Genomic DNA, 15,797 nt, shown 5'->3' with positions numbered 1-15,797 from the left:
TCACTGCAGGCTGAGAACCCGCAGCTGCAGCATGGCATTGAACCGGGCATCCGGATCGTCGAGATCGAGCCCGCTGATCTCGGTGATGCGGCGAAGCCGGTAGCGGCAGGTGTTCGGATGCACGTGCAGGCGCGAAGCGGTCTTGCCGATGTCACCGAAACTGGCCAGAAACGCGTCGAGCGTCTCCATGAAGTCACTGTCGTGGATGCGGTCGTAGGCCAGCAGCTCGGGCACCGGCCCCGTCATGGCGCTCTGCTCGCGCACGATGCGGTCGTACACCTCGAACAGCACCGTGTCGATCTGCACCTCGTCTGCACGCACCACGGTGCGCCCGTTCGCGGTCTTCGGGGAACGAAGCACGCGCATGGCGCGGTCGGCGTCGCGGCGTGAGTCGGAGAGCCGCGCGGCGTCGTTCACGATCGTTCCGATCGCGACGAGCACCGGATCCCGGCGTTTGCTGCGGTCGTGGAACTCTCGGCCGACCTGGGCGGCGAAGGGCGTCGGCGCAGCGAGGTCGGGCCGCAGCGGCAGGATTCCGTAGGCGGTGTCGCCGAGCACCCCCGCGACACTGCCGGGATGCGAGGCGGTGAGCTGCAAGGCGAGGGTGTTCGCGATGCGCGCCAATCGGGAGGTGTCGTTCGCCGATTGCTGGGCCAGCGCCTCCGGCTCGTCTCCGTGCAGGCACACCGCTATCACGCAGAACGCACCCGCATCGATACGCTGTTCACGCGCGAGCGATCGTGCGCCATTGCCGCCCGAGAGCAGGCCGGTGAGAAGCGCCTGGCGCGAGCGGCGCTGCGAATCGAGCTCGACACGGCCGCGCAGCAGGTAGAGCGCCACGATCTTCGCGGCCTCGACGAAGTTTCGTTCGCGGCTCGCGGTCAGCGGCTCGCGAACGACGGCCCAGATCGAGCCCAGAATCTCGTCTTCTGCGGTCACCCGCATGACGGCGCGAGGCAGCTCGTGCATATCGATGTTCTCGATGTACACCGGCTTCTCACTGGCGTAGATCTCGGTGAAGAACCCCTGCGAGCGCATCATGTCGGTGACGTGGTCGGGCACCCGGTGCCCGAGCACAGACTCCTTGCGAGCCTGGTCGCCACGGTTCTGATCAGACGAGAAGGCGATGATGCGCGAATTCAGGTCTTCGATGGTGATCGGCGCGTCGAGCAGGGTGGCGAGCGCGTCGGCGATGCTCGACAGGTCTCCCGTGTCGACCGGGTTCGTGAGGTCGCCGGATGCCCCGACCGGTGTTGCGGCGGCCTGACTGATGGTGTTCGTGATGATGGCCGAGACCTGGTTCCACGCCACACCGCGTACCAGGCTGAAGATGACGACTCCGCTCGAGACGGCGGCCGCCGCGATCTCGGCGTGGAAGCCGACGGGTTCGCGAAGAACGAGCCCGACGCCCTGGTGCTCGGCGAGGCTCGCCAGAAGGTCGACGATCGTGTCGACACCGTCGATGCCCACGCCGAGCACGAGGGCGTGCGGTGGAATGGCCGGTGGATCGAACGGGTCGACGATGACGACAGAGCTGACCCGTCGCTGCGGGTCGACCCTGCCGTACACGACATCGAGAACGGTGGCACCGACATCGTCGAGAACGAGGCCGAGCGTCGCCGCCCCGCGCGCGGTGACGCTCGGCTCTTCGAGGTTCATTGTCGAGATTTTACCGGTACCTCACTCGGCCCACGCTGCCAGCAGTGCGCTGTCGGCGACCGGAGCGGTACCGGTCTCACCCGGCCACCAGTATTCGGTCAGAGCTCGGCCGATGTAGCCGTTCACCACAGAGCCCTCTGCCTCGGGCAGGAACGAGCGATCGATCGAGCCACGGTTGGCCAGGGAGTAGACGAAACCGCCTCCGGCTGCGAATCGCACGATCGCGCTGTCGACTCGCACGCCGCTGATGAATCCGGTCTTGCTGGCCGACGCGATCTCGGCGGTCGTGCCCAACTCGGCCGCATACGGATTGACGAGAACGTACCGCAGACCCTGGTCGAGGTACTGCTGCGTTCGCATGATGCGCTCGGTCTCGCGGGAGACGAACGGTGAGAAGGCGTTCTCCGTGGCGATGAGCTCGTTCAACACCCGCATGTCGTGGGTGTTCGACAGGGCAAGATTGCTGGCGTCGTCAACGATGATGTCGAAGTCGATGCGATTGATCAACTCGATGCCCGGCAGGTCGAGCGCCGACATCGCCTGATTGACGACCTCGACACCGCCGATCAGATCGATGATCATGTTGGTGGCCGTGTTGTCGCTCAGAGCGATCATCAGCGTCGCCACGTCTTCGACGGTCGGCTGCAGGCCCGCGGCGAAGACCTTCAGAATGCCGGATCCGCCGACCCGGTCATCCGCCGTCATCGTCATGCGCTCGCCGAGGTCGACGCTGCCCGCCTCGGCGGCCCGCAGCAGCGCGACCAGCACCGGCTGCTTGATCACACTTGCGGTGGGCATGACAGAGAAGGCGTTGACCTCGACCACCTCACCCGTGAGCAGGTTCGATGCCGAGACGCTCAGCTCGCCGCTGAAACGCGCGGCGGCCGCCGAGATCACCTCGGTGATGCCGGCGGCCCCCGGTGTGCTCAATTCACACCCTCGACGTTGTCGACGAACTTCAGGTACGGGGTATCTGCGAGAAACTGGTTGTCGGGTACCAGCGCCGGCAGTTTCGCGACCGCGGTGGTCGAATCGGGGTGGTACTGCGCCAGGGTGGTCTTGTCGAGCACCTTCTGCGGCAGCGGGGTGACGGCCGCCGGCGGCTTCACACCTGCCGCGAGAGCCTGCGCCATGGCCGTTGCATACTCGCCCCAGTACGAGACGAAGATGTCACCCTCGGCCACCCAGCGCGGGTCGGTGGCGAGCGCCGTGATGCCAGACGAGTCGCCGCCGAGGCCGCCGATCATCAGCTTGTCGTCGCCGGCGAGACCAGCGTCGGTGAGGGCGCGCAGAGCGCCGTTCGTCGAGTCGTTGTTCACCGTGTAGAGAATCACATTGTTGCCGGCCGGGATGCTCGGGGCCAGGCCCTGCACGGCGGCGAAGCTCGGCTGCAGCGTCGACTGCCCATCGAATTGGATCGCGTTCGCGCCGATGGTCGTAGTCGTCGGGGTGATGGTGGTCGGGTCGATCTCTTCGAGCCCGAGAATCGAGGCGATCGTCGAGTAGAAGTAGCGCACGCAGTCATTGACCTGTTCGCCCGCCGCCGCGTTCTGGCCGAGCAGAATGGTCGTGTTGCTGGCGTTCCAGCCCTTCGCCTTGGCGAGGTTGCCCACGATCGTACCGGTGTCGATGCCCAGCTGCTTGTTGTCGATGTTCAGGAACGAGCAGGCCGGGGTGGCGATGTTGACCGAGACGCACGGGATGCCGCTGTCAGCGAGCAGCTTCGAGATACCGTCGGTTGCCGCCGAGACCGGGTACATGGCGATGGCATCGGGGTTCTCACTGATCATGAGCTGGGTGTTCGAGAGCATCGTCGACGCGTCGCCGTTGTTGTCGTACCAGTTGATCGTGGTGCCGGAGGCAGAGGTGTTCTGCTCGTCGAGCGTCGAGTGGATCACCTTGAACAGCGGAACGCTCTCGGAGTAGTTGGCGAAGTCGAGAGTGAACTGTGAGGCGCCGCCGGAACTGGTGGCACCCGCCGTGCCTCCTGACGAGCATCCGGTGAGTGCGATCGCGGTGGCCGCGAGTACGGCACCGGAGAAAACGAACGACTTCTTCATTTCGGGTTGTTCCTCTCTAGGTCGTGCTGTTGATGGTGCGCCGGTAGACCCGGCCGGGGAAATCTGATGCTGGGGGTCGAGCGCGTCAGCTCTTGCGTCGGCGCAGCACGCGCAGCTGGCTGAGGCCGACCGCCAGCAGCAGCACGACCCCGGTGGCGATGGTCTGGTAGAACGAGGGCACGTGCAGAATCGCCATACCGTTCGAGAGCGTTCCGAGAATGAGCACGCCGATCAGCGTGCCGGGTACACCGCCCACGCCGCCGGTGAGGGCGGCGCCGCCCAGAATCACGGCCGTGATCGACTGCAGATTCGAGTTGATTCCCGCGGTGCCCGATCCGGTGAGCAGCTGGCTGGCCAGCACCACACCGGCGAGCGCGGCGAACGCCGCACAGATCACATACACCGAGGCCGTGATGACATCGACCCGCACGCCGGCCAGCCGGGCCGCCTCCCTGTTGCCGCCGACAGCGTAGATGCGGCGGCCGTAGGAGGTATAGCGCAGCACGAGGAACAACACGATCGACAGCAGCACAAGCAGCCACACGTGGTTGTTGATGTTGAACAGCGACCGGTCTGCGAGCACTCCGGCGTCGACGTTCGTAAAGGGAATCTGCAGCCCATTGCTCAGGGTGAGGGCGATACCACCGGTCACCGAGAGCATGCCCAGGGTCGCGATCATCGGATTGATCTTGAATCGCGTGATGATCACACCATTGACGAGTCCGGCGAGGGCACCGACCACGACCACGGCGACGATGGCTGGGAAGACAGCCCATCCGGCGTTCGTGAGTATGGCGAACAGGATGCCGCCGAGCGGCACGACCCCGCTGACCGACAGGTCGAAGCCGCCAGAGATGACGGTGAGGGCCTGGCCGAGCGAGACGAGACCGATCACGCTGGAGACCGAGATGATCGTCAACACGTTGTTCCCCGTTGCGAACCTCGGATCGAAGCTCGCGAAGAAGATCCACACCGCGACGAGGAAGACGACCAGCAGGATGAACTGCACGCCGTTCTCGCCGAGCAGCCCCGAGCGCCCAGACGGCGTCGCGGCCTTCTTCTCCGTGCCGCCGACAGCTGCGGGCGGTGTTGTTGTCGAGGTCATACGGTTCCTCCGGCGAAGTGAAGTGCCTCGGCCTGCGAGCCGAGAGACGGGTTGACGATTTCATGAACGATGCGGCCCTGCCGCAGGATCAGCAGCCGATCGCTCAGAATGACCGCTTCTTCGATGTCTGATGTGACCAGCAGCTCGGCCATCCCGGCATCGGCCAGTTCGCGCAGCAGCCGGTGGATCTCGAGCCGGGCACCGACATCGACTCCACGGGTGGGCTCCTGCAGCACCAGAACACTGGAGTCGGTGGCCAGCCGGCTGCCGACCAGAACCTTCTGCTGGTTTCCGCCCGAGAGCTCGCCCACCTTCTGGTTCAGCGACTGGCTCTTCACCCGCACGCGGTCGGCCAGACGTCGGGCCGAACGCCGCTCGGCGGCGGCGCGGATCCAGCCGAGTCGGGTGAGGTTCGACAGCGAGGGCAGCGACAGGGCGTGCACGATGGGGTTCTGCAGCACCAGCCCCTGCGACTTGCGGTCGGCGGGCACGTACGAGATTCCAGCACGCCGCGAACCGATCGGCGTGCTGAGATCGCCCACGGGCCGACCGAGCACCTGCGTGTTTCCGTCGATCTCGGCGTGCAGGCCGCCGAGCGTCTCGGCGATGGTTTCGGCGCCGGCGCCCCGCACCCCGTACAGACCGACGATCTCACCCTTCTGCACGCTGAGCGAGACGCCTGTGAGGGCCGGAGCCTCGCTTCGGTTCCAGTCGCTGAGCATCAGGGCCACCTCGGTGTCGGCAGACTGGCGCTTGGCCACGGTGACCTCGTCTGCCGGGCGACCGAGCATCGACGCGATGACCTCACGGGGCGTGGTCTCGGCGATCGGCTGCGACTGTACGAGGCGACCGCCGCGCAGCACGTGCACGGTGTCGCAGCTGCGGAACACTTCGTCGATGCGGTGGCTGATGTACACCACGGCGACGCCACGCCCGGCGAGCTGACGGATGAGCGCCAGCAGGTGGTCGCTGTCTTCTGCCTCGAGCGCGGCGGTCGGCTCGTCGAGCAGTACGACTTTCGAATTGCGAGCGAACGCCTTGAGCACCTCGACCAGCTGCTGCTGCACGAGCGGAATCGAGTCCATCGTGCGGTTCAGCGGCAGATCGAACCCCAGCGCGTTGGCGTCGCGGCGGGCCTGACGCAGGATGCTCGTGGGGCTGGTCAGCCCGAACCTGCCCGTCGACCGGCCGAGACAGATGTTCTCTGCCACCGTCAGCCGTGGCACATAGACGAGCTCCTGCGGAATGAAGGCCACTCCGTGCTCAAGCGCATCGCGGGGGTTCGAGAATCGAGCCGGCTCCCCTGCGACGGTGAGGGTGCCTTCGTCGTGCCCGATCGAACCGGCGATGATCTTCGCGAGGGTGGACTTGCCGGCCCCGTTCTCGCCGAGAAGAGCGGCGGTCTCGCCCGGCACCACCTCGAAGCTGACACCGTCGAGTACCCGGTTGCGCCCATAACTCTTGCCGACGTCGGCGACAGCCAAAGCGGAATGTGACATGGGAACCCTCAGATCGCTGTGTGATCGCGGCACTCCTGCCGCATACAGGTCACGCTAGATTCTGAGCACATTCGAAACTATGGAGCGTCGGCCAACGTTGTTCCGACGCGATTGGCAATTCGCACACGAGCAGGTGAATCACCCCCTCGCATGTTTCGAGTCTGTTTCGGCTCACTCGGTCGGCAGCCACACCCGCATCGTCGACGGCCCCCTGTTGGCCCAGGCGAAGTACGGCGTCAGTTCTGCGCGCACCGTCGTCGACGGCGCGGCCGCGCCGAGCGCGGGCTCGTCATACGGCCATCCGGAGTCTTCGCGCTCGGCATGCAGCCGCACCGACGCCTGGGCTCCCCGAGCGGTCGGCAGCAGCGGCTGCGCGAGATCGATGCCGGCGTTCTCGGTGCTGGCGCCGGCGGGCAAGTCGGGCGACTCGAGAACGAGCACGAGTGGGCCCCGCTCGACGGCCACCGCGCCGCGGGCCGCATCGATGCGCGGGTGCGGGTGCACGACGCGGGGCTTCATCGGCAGCCGCAGCATGATGCTGTCGCCCGCGGCGAAGGCGCGTGCGACGGCCAGCGTCGACCCCGCGAGGCCGAGCGGTGCGCCCGCCGAACCGCCGGGTACCCCGCCACCGAGGCCGGCTGCGCCGGCCGGCGTGCCCGGGTCGGTCGCGGCCGCAGCCGAACCCGCACCCCGACCGGCCGCGACGAACCGCGCCTCGGCCGCCCCCTGCGCCCAGCGCGGCACGCGCAGCACGATCGTCGCGTCGACGTCGGCGAGCACGGTCACCCGCACGTCGCCATCGAAGGGGTACCCCGACTGCACCCGCAACGACACCACCCTGCCGTCGGGCAGCGTCGTCGTCACCGTGTAGTCGCCGTACTGGTGCAGCTGCACCCCGTGGTCGTCGGCCGTGGCGAAGTACAGCCCCACGCTCGCCAGCGTGCGGGCCACATTCGTGGGGCAGCACGACACCTCGAACCAGGGCGCCCGCAGGCTCGCCTCGGCGCGCTCGCTCAGCTGGTCTTCGGCCGGTACGGCGCCCTCGGTGCGCTGCTGCAGCGTGTTCGTGTAGTAGAACGCACGGCCGTCTTCGCGCGGCGAGGCGAGGATGTTGTTGAGCAGGGTACGTTCGATGAGGTCGGCGTAGGCGCTCTCGCCGGTCTCGAGCAGCAGGCGCCAGCTGAGCATCACCGAGCCGATTCCCGCACACGTCTCGGAGTACGCCCGATCGGCGGGCAGTTCGTAGTCGTCGCCGAAGGCCTCGTCTTGATGGTGTGAGCCCATTCCGCCCGTGATGTAGGTGCGGCGCGACACCGTGTTGCGCCACTGCAGGGCGATGGCGTCGGCGAGCCGCCGGTCGTTGGTCTCGGTCGCCACGTCGAGCGCCCCGCTGGCGAGGTAGAGCGCCCGAACGGCGTGGCCGCGCAGCACGGTGGCGTCGCGCACGGGCAGGTCGTCTTGAAAATACTCGTGCCCGAAGAGAATCGTCGTGGCGAGCATCCCGTTGCCGCGTCGCTCGATGAAGAGCCGGGCCATGTCGAGATACCGCGATTCGCCAGTGGCGCGCGCGAACTCGGCGAGGGCGACCTCGATCTCGGGATGCCCGCAGATGGCGATGCGGCCCCCGGGCCCGAACTCGCGGTAGACGTGGTCGGCCACCCGGCGCGCGACGGCGACGATCTCGTCGTCGGCGTAGCCGCCCCTGATGCGGGCGACCGCGGCCTGCATCAGGTGACCGAGGCAGTACAGCTCGTGGCCCCACTCGAGGTTCGAGTACCGCGCCGGCTGCCCGGCGTGGCCGAAGCTCGTGTGCAGATAGCCGTCGTCGTCCTGGGCGGCGGCGACCCGGGCGACCAGCGACCGATAGCGGCGCTCGAGCGCATCGTCGGGGCGTCGCCCGAGCTCCCACGCCATGGCCTCGAGCAGCTTGTAGATCTCGGAGTCGACGAATTCGATGCCCGAGTGGTTGCCGCCGATGACGCCGTCGGCGACGCGGTCGAAGTTGCCGATCCAGCCGATGCGTTCCATCCACGTCTCGCAGTGCTGCAGGATCACGTCGGCGTTCAGCCTCTGGCGTTCGCCCCAGAATCCGCCGTCGACGACGATCTCGTCGGGCCCGAGCGGGCGCAGCCGCGAGCGGCTCGGCGCGACCGGTCCCCCGCGGGCGGTGCGCCGGGGGGCGTCGGCGAGGTCGGCCTCGGGTGAGAGTGCGAGGTCATGAGACAAGAGACACCTGAGATTCTTCTCGAAGGTAGACGGGGATGTGCGAAAGGGGTGCAGCTGCGGTGATGGTCTGACCTGGGGCGAACGAGTCGCCCGTGTAGGCGTCGATCCAGCGCCCGCCACCGGGCGCGCCGGGCAGGTACACCGAACGTTCTCGTTGACCCGGCGCGGTGATCGGGCAGACGAGAATGTCGGGGCCGAAGAGAAACTGATCGTCGACCATCCACGCGCCGGGGTCGTCGGGGTAGTCGACGAACAGCGGCCGCATGGGCGGCAGTCCGGTGGCCGACGCGAGCCGCATCTGGTCGTGGATGTACGGCCGCAGCCGTTCGCGCACCTCGAGCACGTCGCGCAGCAGCGCGAAGGTGTCGTCACCGAACGACCACACCTCGTTCGGGCCTCCGGTCATGGCGTATCCCGTGGGGGTGCGCGGCTCGCGGTCACCGTGCAGGCGGAACAGCGGGCAGAACACCCCGTACTGAAACCAGCGCGTGACGAGTTCCTGGTAGGCCGGGTCGCTCGCGTCGCCGCCGTGAAAGCCTCCGATGTCGGTGGTCCACCACGGAATGCCTGAGATGGCGATGTTCAGCCCCGCACGCACCTGCTCGGTGAGCGAGCGCCACGTCGCCGGAATGTCGCCCGACCACACCGCGGCACCGTACTTCTGCGAGCCGGCCCACGCCGAGCGGCAGAGCAACACGGTGGGCGGCTGGCCGGCTGCGGCCATACCTTCGGCGAACAGGCGCGCGTTGTCGCGCGGATAGATGTTTGCGACCTCGGCTCCCGGCCCTGCATACAGATGCATGTTCGACGGATGCGCGGGGTTCAGCTCAGGCTCCGACGCGTCGAGCCAGAACACCCGGATGCCCGCGTCGAGATAGTTGCGTGAGACCAGCCCCCACACGTACTCGCGTGTCTCGGGGTTCGACGCATCGTAGAAGCCCACGGGCATCGGTGTGGCCATGCCCTTGTCTTGGATGGTCTGCAGAAACTCCACGCCCTGGTCTGTGCCCACGAGCAGCCCGCGGTCGCGGTAGTCGGCGAAGTTCTCCGACAGCGGTGAGACAGTCGGCCAGATCGACACCATGAGCTCGACGCCGAGCGAGGCGAGCTCGGTCACCATCGCGGGCACGTCGGGCCACTGTGTTTCGTCGAAGCGATAGTCGCCCATGGCCGACCAGTGAAAGAAGTCGGCGACGATGACCGACAGGGGCAGGCCGAGCCGTGTGTGTTCGCGCGCGACCTCGAGCAGTTCATCCTGTGTGCGGTACCGCAGCTTCGACTGCCAGAAACCACTCGCCCAGTCGGGCAGAACAGGGGTGTAGCCGGTGGCGTCGGCGTACCGCTCGAGAATGGCGGCCGGGGTGGGTGCCGCGGTGATCCAGTAGTCGATCTCTCGGGCCTGACCGGCCTGCCAGCGGGTGGCGTTCTCGGCGAATTCGACGCGGCCGACGGCGGGCACGTTCCAGAGCAGACCATATCCGCGGTCAGAGAGCACGAAGGGAATGTTCACCTCGGCGTTGCGCTGCACGAGGTCGAGGGCAAGACCCTTGATGTTCAGCCGGCCGTGCGTGCGCTGGCCGAGGCCGAAGAGCTTCTCATCGGGGTAGGAGGCGAACTGCTGGTGAATCTCGTAGGCACCCGATCCGTTGCCGAGAAACACGCGCGCTGCGGGCTGCCAGAAGTGTTCACGGCTCTCGGCCAGCAGTTCGGCGCCGCTCGACGTTCGCGTGAACGTCAGGTGTGGCACCGGATACGGCTCCGACTCGTCGAAGGTCACCGTCACAGTGAGCTCGCCGTTGACGAGCCGGGCGCCGCCGGCCGTGGTCTCGACGATCACCCCGAACCCGCTGTCACCGTCTGCCGCGCTACCGTTCGGCGCATCTGCGCCCCCTCGAGCGGTAGCGGATGCGCCGAACTGTGGCGGTACATCGTCGAGGGCGCCCACGCTCGAGGTCGGCACCCTGTAGAGCGCGGCACGAATGCGCGCACTGTCAGTGCCCCACGCTTCGATGCGCAGCACTTCGTGCCCGTGCCGAACCTCGAGCGAGGTGGGCGACGGAAGGTAGCTCACCATGGTCAGTCTTTGACCGCACCGGCAGTGACCCCGGCGGCGACGTAGCGCTGGGCGACGACGAGCAGTACGGCGGCGGGAATCGACGCGACGACGGCGGTGGCCATGATGGAGTTCCACTCCTGGTTGTTGTTGCCGATGTACTTGTAGATGCCGAGGGTGATCGGCTGCATCTTGCCGCCGCCGTCGAGCGTCGAGGCGAAGATGAAGTCAGACCAGGCCCACAGGAACGCGAACAGTGACACCGTCACGATCGAGTTGCGGCTCACCGGCAACACGATCGACACGAACGTTCGCCAGGTGCTCGCGCCGTCGATCTTCGCCGCCGACATGAGCTCGTCGGGAATGGCCGACATGAAGGCGGTGAACAGCAGCACGCCGAACGGCACCGCGATCGTCGAATCGGCGATGATCAGCCCGGGTATCGAGTTCAGGATGCCCAGGTTGAGGTAGATCGCGTAGAACCCCATCGCCATGATGATGCCCGGGATCATCTGCGAGATCAGGAACACGAAGCTGAGCGCTCCCCCGCCGCGCGGGCGCAGCTTGGCGAGCGCATACCCCGCCGGAGCGGCCAGCACGAGGGTGACGACCACGGTGCCGAGCCCCACGATGAGGCTCGTGCCGAGGTAGGGCAGCTGCTGTGAGAGCACCGCCTGGTACCCCGAGAACGTCGGATCGATCGGAAACCAGTTCGGCGGGTTCTTGCGCATGTCGCTGGTCTGCGTGAGCGAGACGTTGATCATCCAGTAGATCGGAAACAGCATGATCGCCGTGAGCACCACCCCGATCACGGTGATGTACCAGGTCTTGCGCGGCCTGCGGGCCCTCGGCGCGGGAGCTCCGGCAGCCGAAAGCGCGGCACGCGACGGCGTGGCGAAGGCGGTCATCGTCGGGCCTCCCGTCGTTGCATGACGATGTAGAGCAGCCCGAAGACGAGGGCCACGATGATCAGGATGTTGCCGACGGCGGCCGCGGGGCCGAACTTGGGCAGTGTCGAGCCGAAGCCGAGCTGGTACGACCAGGTCGACAGCGTGGTCGACGAGTTGGCGGGCCCGCCCCGGGTCATGATCCAGATGATGTCGAACACCTTCAGCGTGTAGACCAGGCCGAGCAGAATCGTGATCGCCGACACCGGGCGCAGCAGCGGAAAGGTGATGCGCCAGAACTTCTGCCATGCCGTTGCCCCGTCGAGCGACGCGGCCTCGTACAGGTCGGCGGAGATGTTCTGCAGCCCCGAATACAGGATGACGAGGTTGAACGGAATACCGATCCAGATGTTGGCGATTGTCACCGAGACCAGGGCCCACTGGGGTGAGGTCAACCAGTTGATACTGCCGATGCCGAACGATTCGAGCACCGAGTTCACGATGCCCGAATCGCTGTTGAGCATCCACGACCACGTCGACGCCGACACGATCAGAGGCAGCAGCCACGGCACCAGGAACAGCGCCCGCAGTGTGCCCGACAGCCTGAACCGGTTGTAGAAGAACACGGCCAGAGCAATGCCGATGGTGAACTGGAACAGAATCGACACCAGCACGAAGAACCCGGTGTGCAGGATGGCCGGCCAGAAGGTCGGGTCGGTGAACACCTTGACGTAGTTCTCGAGCCCGATGAAGGGCGCGTTGCCCTGCACGAACGACCGAACCGTGTAGTCGCGGATGCTCAGGTCGATGTTCTTGTACAGCGGTACGACGTAGAACAGCGCCAGGTAGACGACCACGGGTGCGAGGAACGCCCACGCCACCCACTGGGTGGAACGGATGCGGCGCTTCGGCGTGTGCTGGTCGACCGGGAAGCCCGGCGAGGTGACGGGTGGCGTCGCCTCGCCGGCCGGGTGCGCAGACGTGCGCTTGGCGTTCCGGGTGATGGTCATGAAGGAGTCCTAGCCTGGGTCGTCTGCGTCGTGAACCTGGGTGCCGGCACGCTGCCGCCTACTGCGTGCCCGCCGCTGCGGCGGTCTGCGCCGCCTGCATGGCTGCCGAGGGCGACTGGCTGCCCGACATGGCGTTCTGAAAACCGCCCCACATCTGCTCGGAGATGATCGGGTACTTGGTGCCCAGGTTGTCGCTGGTGCGGCCCTGGGCGGCGCCGACCGCGGCGACCCACGGGGTCAGCTCGGGGTTCGCGGCGACCTGCTGCTGCTGCACGCTCGCGATGGGGGCGACGTACGACAGCGTCGTGTCGGTGTTCAGCAGATTCTCGTTGCTGGTCAGGCAGGAGATGATCTTCTCGGTGGTGGCGTAGCGCGAAGTGTCTTTCTGCACGGGCGCGGTGACGAACTCGCCACCGGTCGGTGCCGCCGCAGAGCCGCCCGTCTTGCCCGGAATCGGAATGACGCCGTAGTTCAGGCCCGACTTGTCGGCGCCGGCCAGCTGCCACGTTCCGTTCTCGCTGAACGCGAAGTCACCGGTCAGAAACTCCTGCCAGCTGGTGGTCTGCGTGTTGTTGATCACCGAGTTCGGCGCGTAACCCTGCTGCACCCAGTCGGTCCACAGTGTGGCCGCGTCGGCCGCTGCCGGCGAGCTGAGGTCGGTCAGCTCGGCGCCCGCACCCCAGAACCAGGGCAGGAACTGGAAGCTGCCCTCTTCGGTGCCGATGCCGGCATAGGTGATGCCCTGCTTGCCGGCCGCCTTCACCTTGGCGAGCGCGGCGTTCAGCGAATCCCAGTCGGTGACGCTCGCGATGTCGACGCCTGCTGCGGCGAGAACGTCTTTGTTGTAGTAGAGGGCGAGCGTGTTCGCACCGATCGGTACGCCGTAGGTGTCGCCATTGCTCTGGCCGGCGGCCAGGATGTTCGGCTCGAAGTTCGACGTGTCGAGTCCGAGGTCTTTGGTGGTGGTCAGGATGCCCGCGTCGGCCAGCGTCGACACGACGGGGTTGTCGATGAGCAGCACGTCGGGCGAGTTGCCCTGCTGGCCGGCGAGCAGCGCCTTGCTCGTCAGGTCTGACGTGTCGTAGCCGGTGCGCTCGATCGTGACACCGTTGTCGGTGCCGCACTTCGCCACGAGCTTCGACCAGTCTGCCGTCTCGTCGAACTGGGGGTACGGATCCCAGAAGGTGTAGGTGCCGCCGGCGGCCGCAGCCGACGATGAGTCTGTTGCTGTGCCGCCCGACGAACAGGCCGCCAGGCCCGCAACGGCGGCGACGGTGAGAACGGCAGCCCCGGCGAGGCGCCCCCTCTTGGTTGAACTGATCACGATATTCCTCTCTGAATGTGACGTGGCCGTGCAGCTACCGGGTCTCGATTACCGAAAACACCGAAAGTACTTTCGGTCATCACCATAGGCGCCAGGATTCGGCACGTCAAGCGCAAAGTCGGCGCCGAGTGCATGTAACAATCTAGTGAGGGTTTCGTGAGAATCGGAGTGGTGCTGATGGACGGCCGCAAGCGGGGCAAGGGCGCGACCACGCTGACCGACGTCGCCGAACTCGCCGGCGTGTCGCTGGCCACCGCCTCGAAGGCGATCAACGGGGTCAGTCAGGTGCGTGCCGAGACCCGGCAGAAGGTTCTCGACGCCGCGGCGGCTCTGTCGTTCACCCCCAACCCGTTCGCGAAGGCGCTGAACTCGGCCACCACGGGCACGATCGGCATGCTCACCCAAGACCTCGACAACCGTTTCGTGCTGCCTGTGCTGCTCGGCGCCGAAGACGCGTTCGGCGCCGGCTCGACCTCGGTGCTGCTCGCCGACGCCCGCAGCGACTCGATTCGCGAGAACCACCAGCTCAACATGCTGCTGGCAAAACGGGTCGACGGGCTGCTGGTGGTGGGCCGAACGACGAACCCTCGGGCATCCATCACCGCCGGCCTGTCGATACCCGTCGTCTACGTCTACGCTCCGTCAGAAGACCCGGCCGACCTCTCGTTCACGCCCGACAACCACGACGCCGGCCGACAGGCGGTCGATCACCTGCTCTCGCGCGGGCGCAGGCGAATCGCCTTCATCAACGGCGACCCGTCGTACTCGGCGGCCCGAGACCGTGTGGCAGGCGCGGCCGAACGGATGCACGAAGAGGGGCTGTCACTCGTCGGCGGAACCAACCTGTACGGCCCGTGGGGTGAAGGCTGGGGCCGCCGCGCCACCTCGTCTCTGGTCGAGTCGGGCGAGCAGTTCGACGCCCTGCTCTGCGGCAGCGACCAGCTCGCCAGAGGGGCGCTCGACCAGCTGCGCGAGAGCCGGTTGCAGGTGCCCGACGACGTGGCCGTGATGGGCTTCGACAACTGGGACGTGCTGGCCCAGGAGGCCCGGCCGCCCCTCACGAGTGTCGAGATGAATCTGCAGGAGCTCGGGCGATCGGCCGCGCAGGAGCTCGTGCGCGCGATCGGCGGCCAGAGCGCGCGCGGGGTGCGGCTCGGGCCGGTACGGGTGGTTCCGCGCGAGTCGACGGGGGCCTGGGGGCTATAGCGCGCCCCCGAGCTGCGCGTTCGGCGGTTCCGCGCGCGTCGACGGCGCGGGTGGCGGCGAGCGTCTGCCGGTGCGCGGCCCTACGCCTGAGGGCGCAGGCGAGAGACGAGAATCGCGAACAGCTCTTCGGTCAGGTCGTCGCCGTCGTCCGACCCCTGGGAGAGCCGGTAGAGAATCGCGCCGTGCAGCAGCTGGGCGAGCCCCCGCGTCGAGACGTCGGCTGCACCGACCCCGGCGGCCGCCCACTCGGTGAAAGCGGCCTCGAACGGGTCGGCCAGGAGCGCGGCGAGTTGCGCCGCGATGGTCTGGTCTTCGTAGGCGGCGGCGACCAGCCCGCGCAGCAGCGGAGCGTTGTCGTCGACGTAGCTGAGAACGGCGCGGAACCAGGCGGTCGCATCGTCGCTCAGCCCGGCCGCCGAGTCGGTGGTGACGGGGGTCGGCAGCACCTCTCCGCTCAGCACGCACTCGGCGAGAATGGCGTTCTTCGACTGCCACCACCGGTAGATCGTCGGCTTGCCCACCCTCGCTCGCGCAGCGATCTTCTCGATCGTCACGTGCGCATAGCCCTGCTCGGTCACCAGCTCGCGCATCGCGCGCAGCACGGCCCCGCGCGCGTCTTCGCTGCGCTTGCGTCCTGGCTTCTCCACGCCCCGAGCGTACCTCACGGCACATTCACACATTACGTTACGTAGCGTTTTGGTACCATGAGACCCGACGAGGTCGTCCGTGATGAGCATGGGCTTCGTTCGAACCGCCCGGTGATCGACG

12 protein-coding genes are annotated in these 15,797 nt (G+C 67.1%); 1 reads left to right on the top strand and 11 read right to left on the bottom strand.

The features are described from left to right. The 10 genes from V3W46_RS15005 to V3W46_RS14960 form a co-directional block, all read right to left on the bottom strand. Nucleotides 1-1,659 (bottom strand): PucR family transcriptional regulator, encoded by a 1,659-nt coding sequence (locus V3W46_RS15005; protein WP_331783938.1) that lies wholly within the window; start codon nucleotides 1,657-1,659, stop codon nucleotides 1-3. Between the two features lie 21 nt (nucleotides 1,660-1,680). Further along, nucleotides 1,681-2,589: a serine hydrolase gene (locus V3W46_RS15000; RefSeq protein ID WP_331783937.1), complete on the bottom strand. Its 909-nt coding sequence runs from the start codon at nucleotides 2,587-2,589 to the stop codon at nucleotides 1,681-1,683. Continuing rightward, complete coding sequence (locus V3W46_RS14995) at nucleotides 2,586-3,719, bottom strand: sugar ABC transporter substrate-binding protein (RefSeq protein ID WP_331783936.1); 1,134 nt, start codon at nucleotides 3,717-3,719, stop codon at nucleotides 2,586-2,588. Before V3W46_RS14995 ends, V3W46_RS15000 begins: the two co-directional genes overlap by 4 nt. 85 nt (nucleotides 3,720-3,804) lie before the next feature. Continuing rightward, nucleotides 3,805-4,824, bottom strand: coding sequence for an ABC transporter permease (locus V3W46_RS14990; protein WP_331783935.1), 1,020 nt, complete (start codon nucleotides 4,822-4,824; stop codon nucleotides 3,805-3,807). After that, the gene (locus tag V3W46_RS14985) at nucleotides 4,821-6,323 is read right to left on the bottom strand and encodes a sugar ABC transporter ATP-binding protein (protein WP_331783934.1); all 1,503 of its coding nucleotides are present in this window, start codon (nucleotides 6,321-6,323) and stop codon (nucleotides 4,821-4,823) included. The genes V3W46_RS14990 and V3W46_RS14985 overlap by 4 nt, the downstream gene beginning before the upstream one ends. 171 nt (nucleotides 6,324-6,494) lie before the next feature. Further along, complete coding sequence (locus tag V3W46_RS14980) at nucleotides 6,495-8,549, bottom strand: glycoside hydrolase family 127 protein (protein ID WP_331783933.1); 2,055 nt, start codon at nucleotides 8,547-8,549, stop codon at nucleotides 6,495-6,497. Next, nucleotides 8,539-10,623, bottom strand: a complete 2,085-nt coding sequence (locus tag V3W46_RS14975; RefSeq protein ID WP_331783932.1) for a glycoside hydrolase family 31 protein — start codon at nucleotides 10,621-10,623, stop codon at nucleotides 8,539-8,541. Before V3W46_RS14975 ends, V3W46_RS14980 begins: the two co-directional genes overlap by 11 nt. Before the next feature lie 2 nt (nucleotides 10,624-10,625). Next, entirely contained in the window at nucleotides 10,626-11,387 is a 762-nt protein-coding gene (locus V3W46_RS14970) for a carbohydrate ABC transporter permease (RefSeq protein WP_331784102.1), read from the bottom strand. 119 nt (nucleotides 11,388-11,506) lie between these two features. Beyond that, the gene (locus V3W46_RS14965) at nucleotides 11,507-12,499 is read right to left on the bottom strand and encodes a carbohydrate ABC transporter permease (RefSeq protein WP_331783931.1); all 993 of its coding nucleotides are present in this window, start codon (nucleotides 12,497-12,499) and stop codon (nucleotides 11,507-11,509) included. 58 nt (nucleotides 12,500-12,557) lie between these two features. After that, complete coding sequence (locus V3W46_RS14960) at nucleotides 12,558-13,823, bottom strand: sugar ABC transporter substrate-binding protein (protein ID WP_331783930.1); 1,266 nt, start codon at nucleotides 13,821-13,823, stop codon at nucleotides 12,558-12,560. A gap of 156 nt (nucleotides 13,824-13,979) precedes the next feature. On the opposite strand from V3W46_RS14960, the gene V3W46_RS14955 reads away from it, so the two are divergent. Continuing rightward, nucleotides 13,980-15,029, top strand: coding sequence for a LacI family DNA-binding transcriptional regulator (locus V3W46_RS14955; protein ID WP_331783929.1), 1,050 nt, complete (start codon nucleotides 13,980-13,982; stop codon nucleotides 15,027-15,029). Between the two features lie 80 nt (nucleotides 15,030-15,109). Here the strand turns inward: V3W46_RS14955 and V3W46_RS14950 are convergent, their stop codons facing one another. Beyond that, nucleotides 15,110-15,676, bottom strand: coding sequence for a TetR/AcrR family transcriptional regulator (locus V3W46_RS14950; RefSeq protein WP_331783928.1), 567 nt, complete (start codon nucleotides 15,674-15,676; stop codon nucleotides 15,110-15,112). Nucleotides 15,677-15,797: the final 121 nt, after the last annotated feature.

This window comes from Subtercola sp. YIM 133946 (assembly GCF_036553535.1).
Lineage (GTDB): Bacteria > Actinomycetota > Actinomycetes > Actinomycetales > Microbacteriaceae > Subtercola.
Note: the sequence above shows the minus strand (reverse complement) of the source record. Positions and strands in the feature narration are given on the sequence as shown.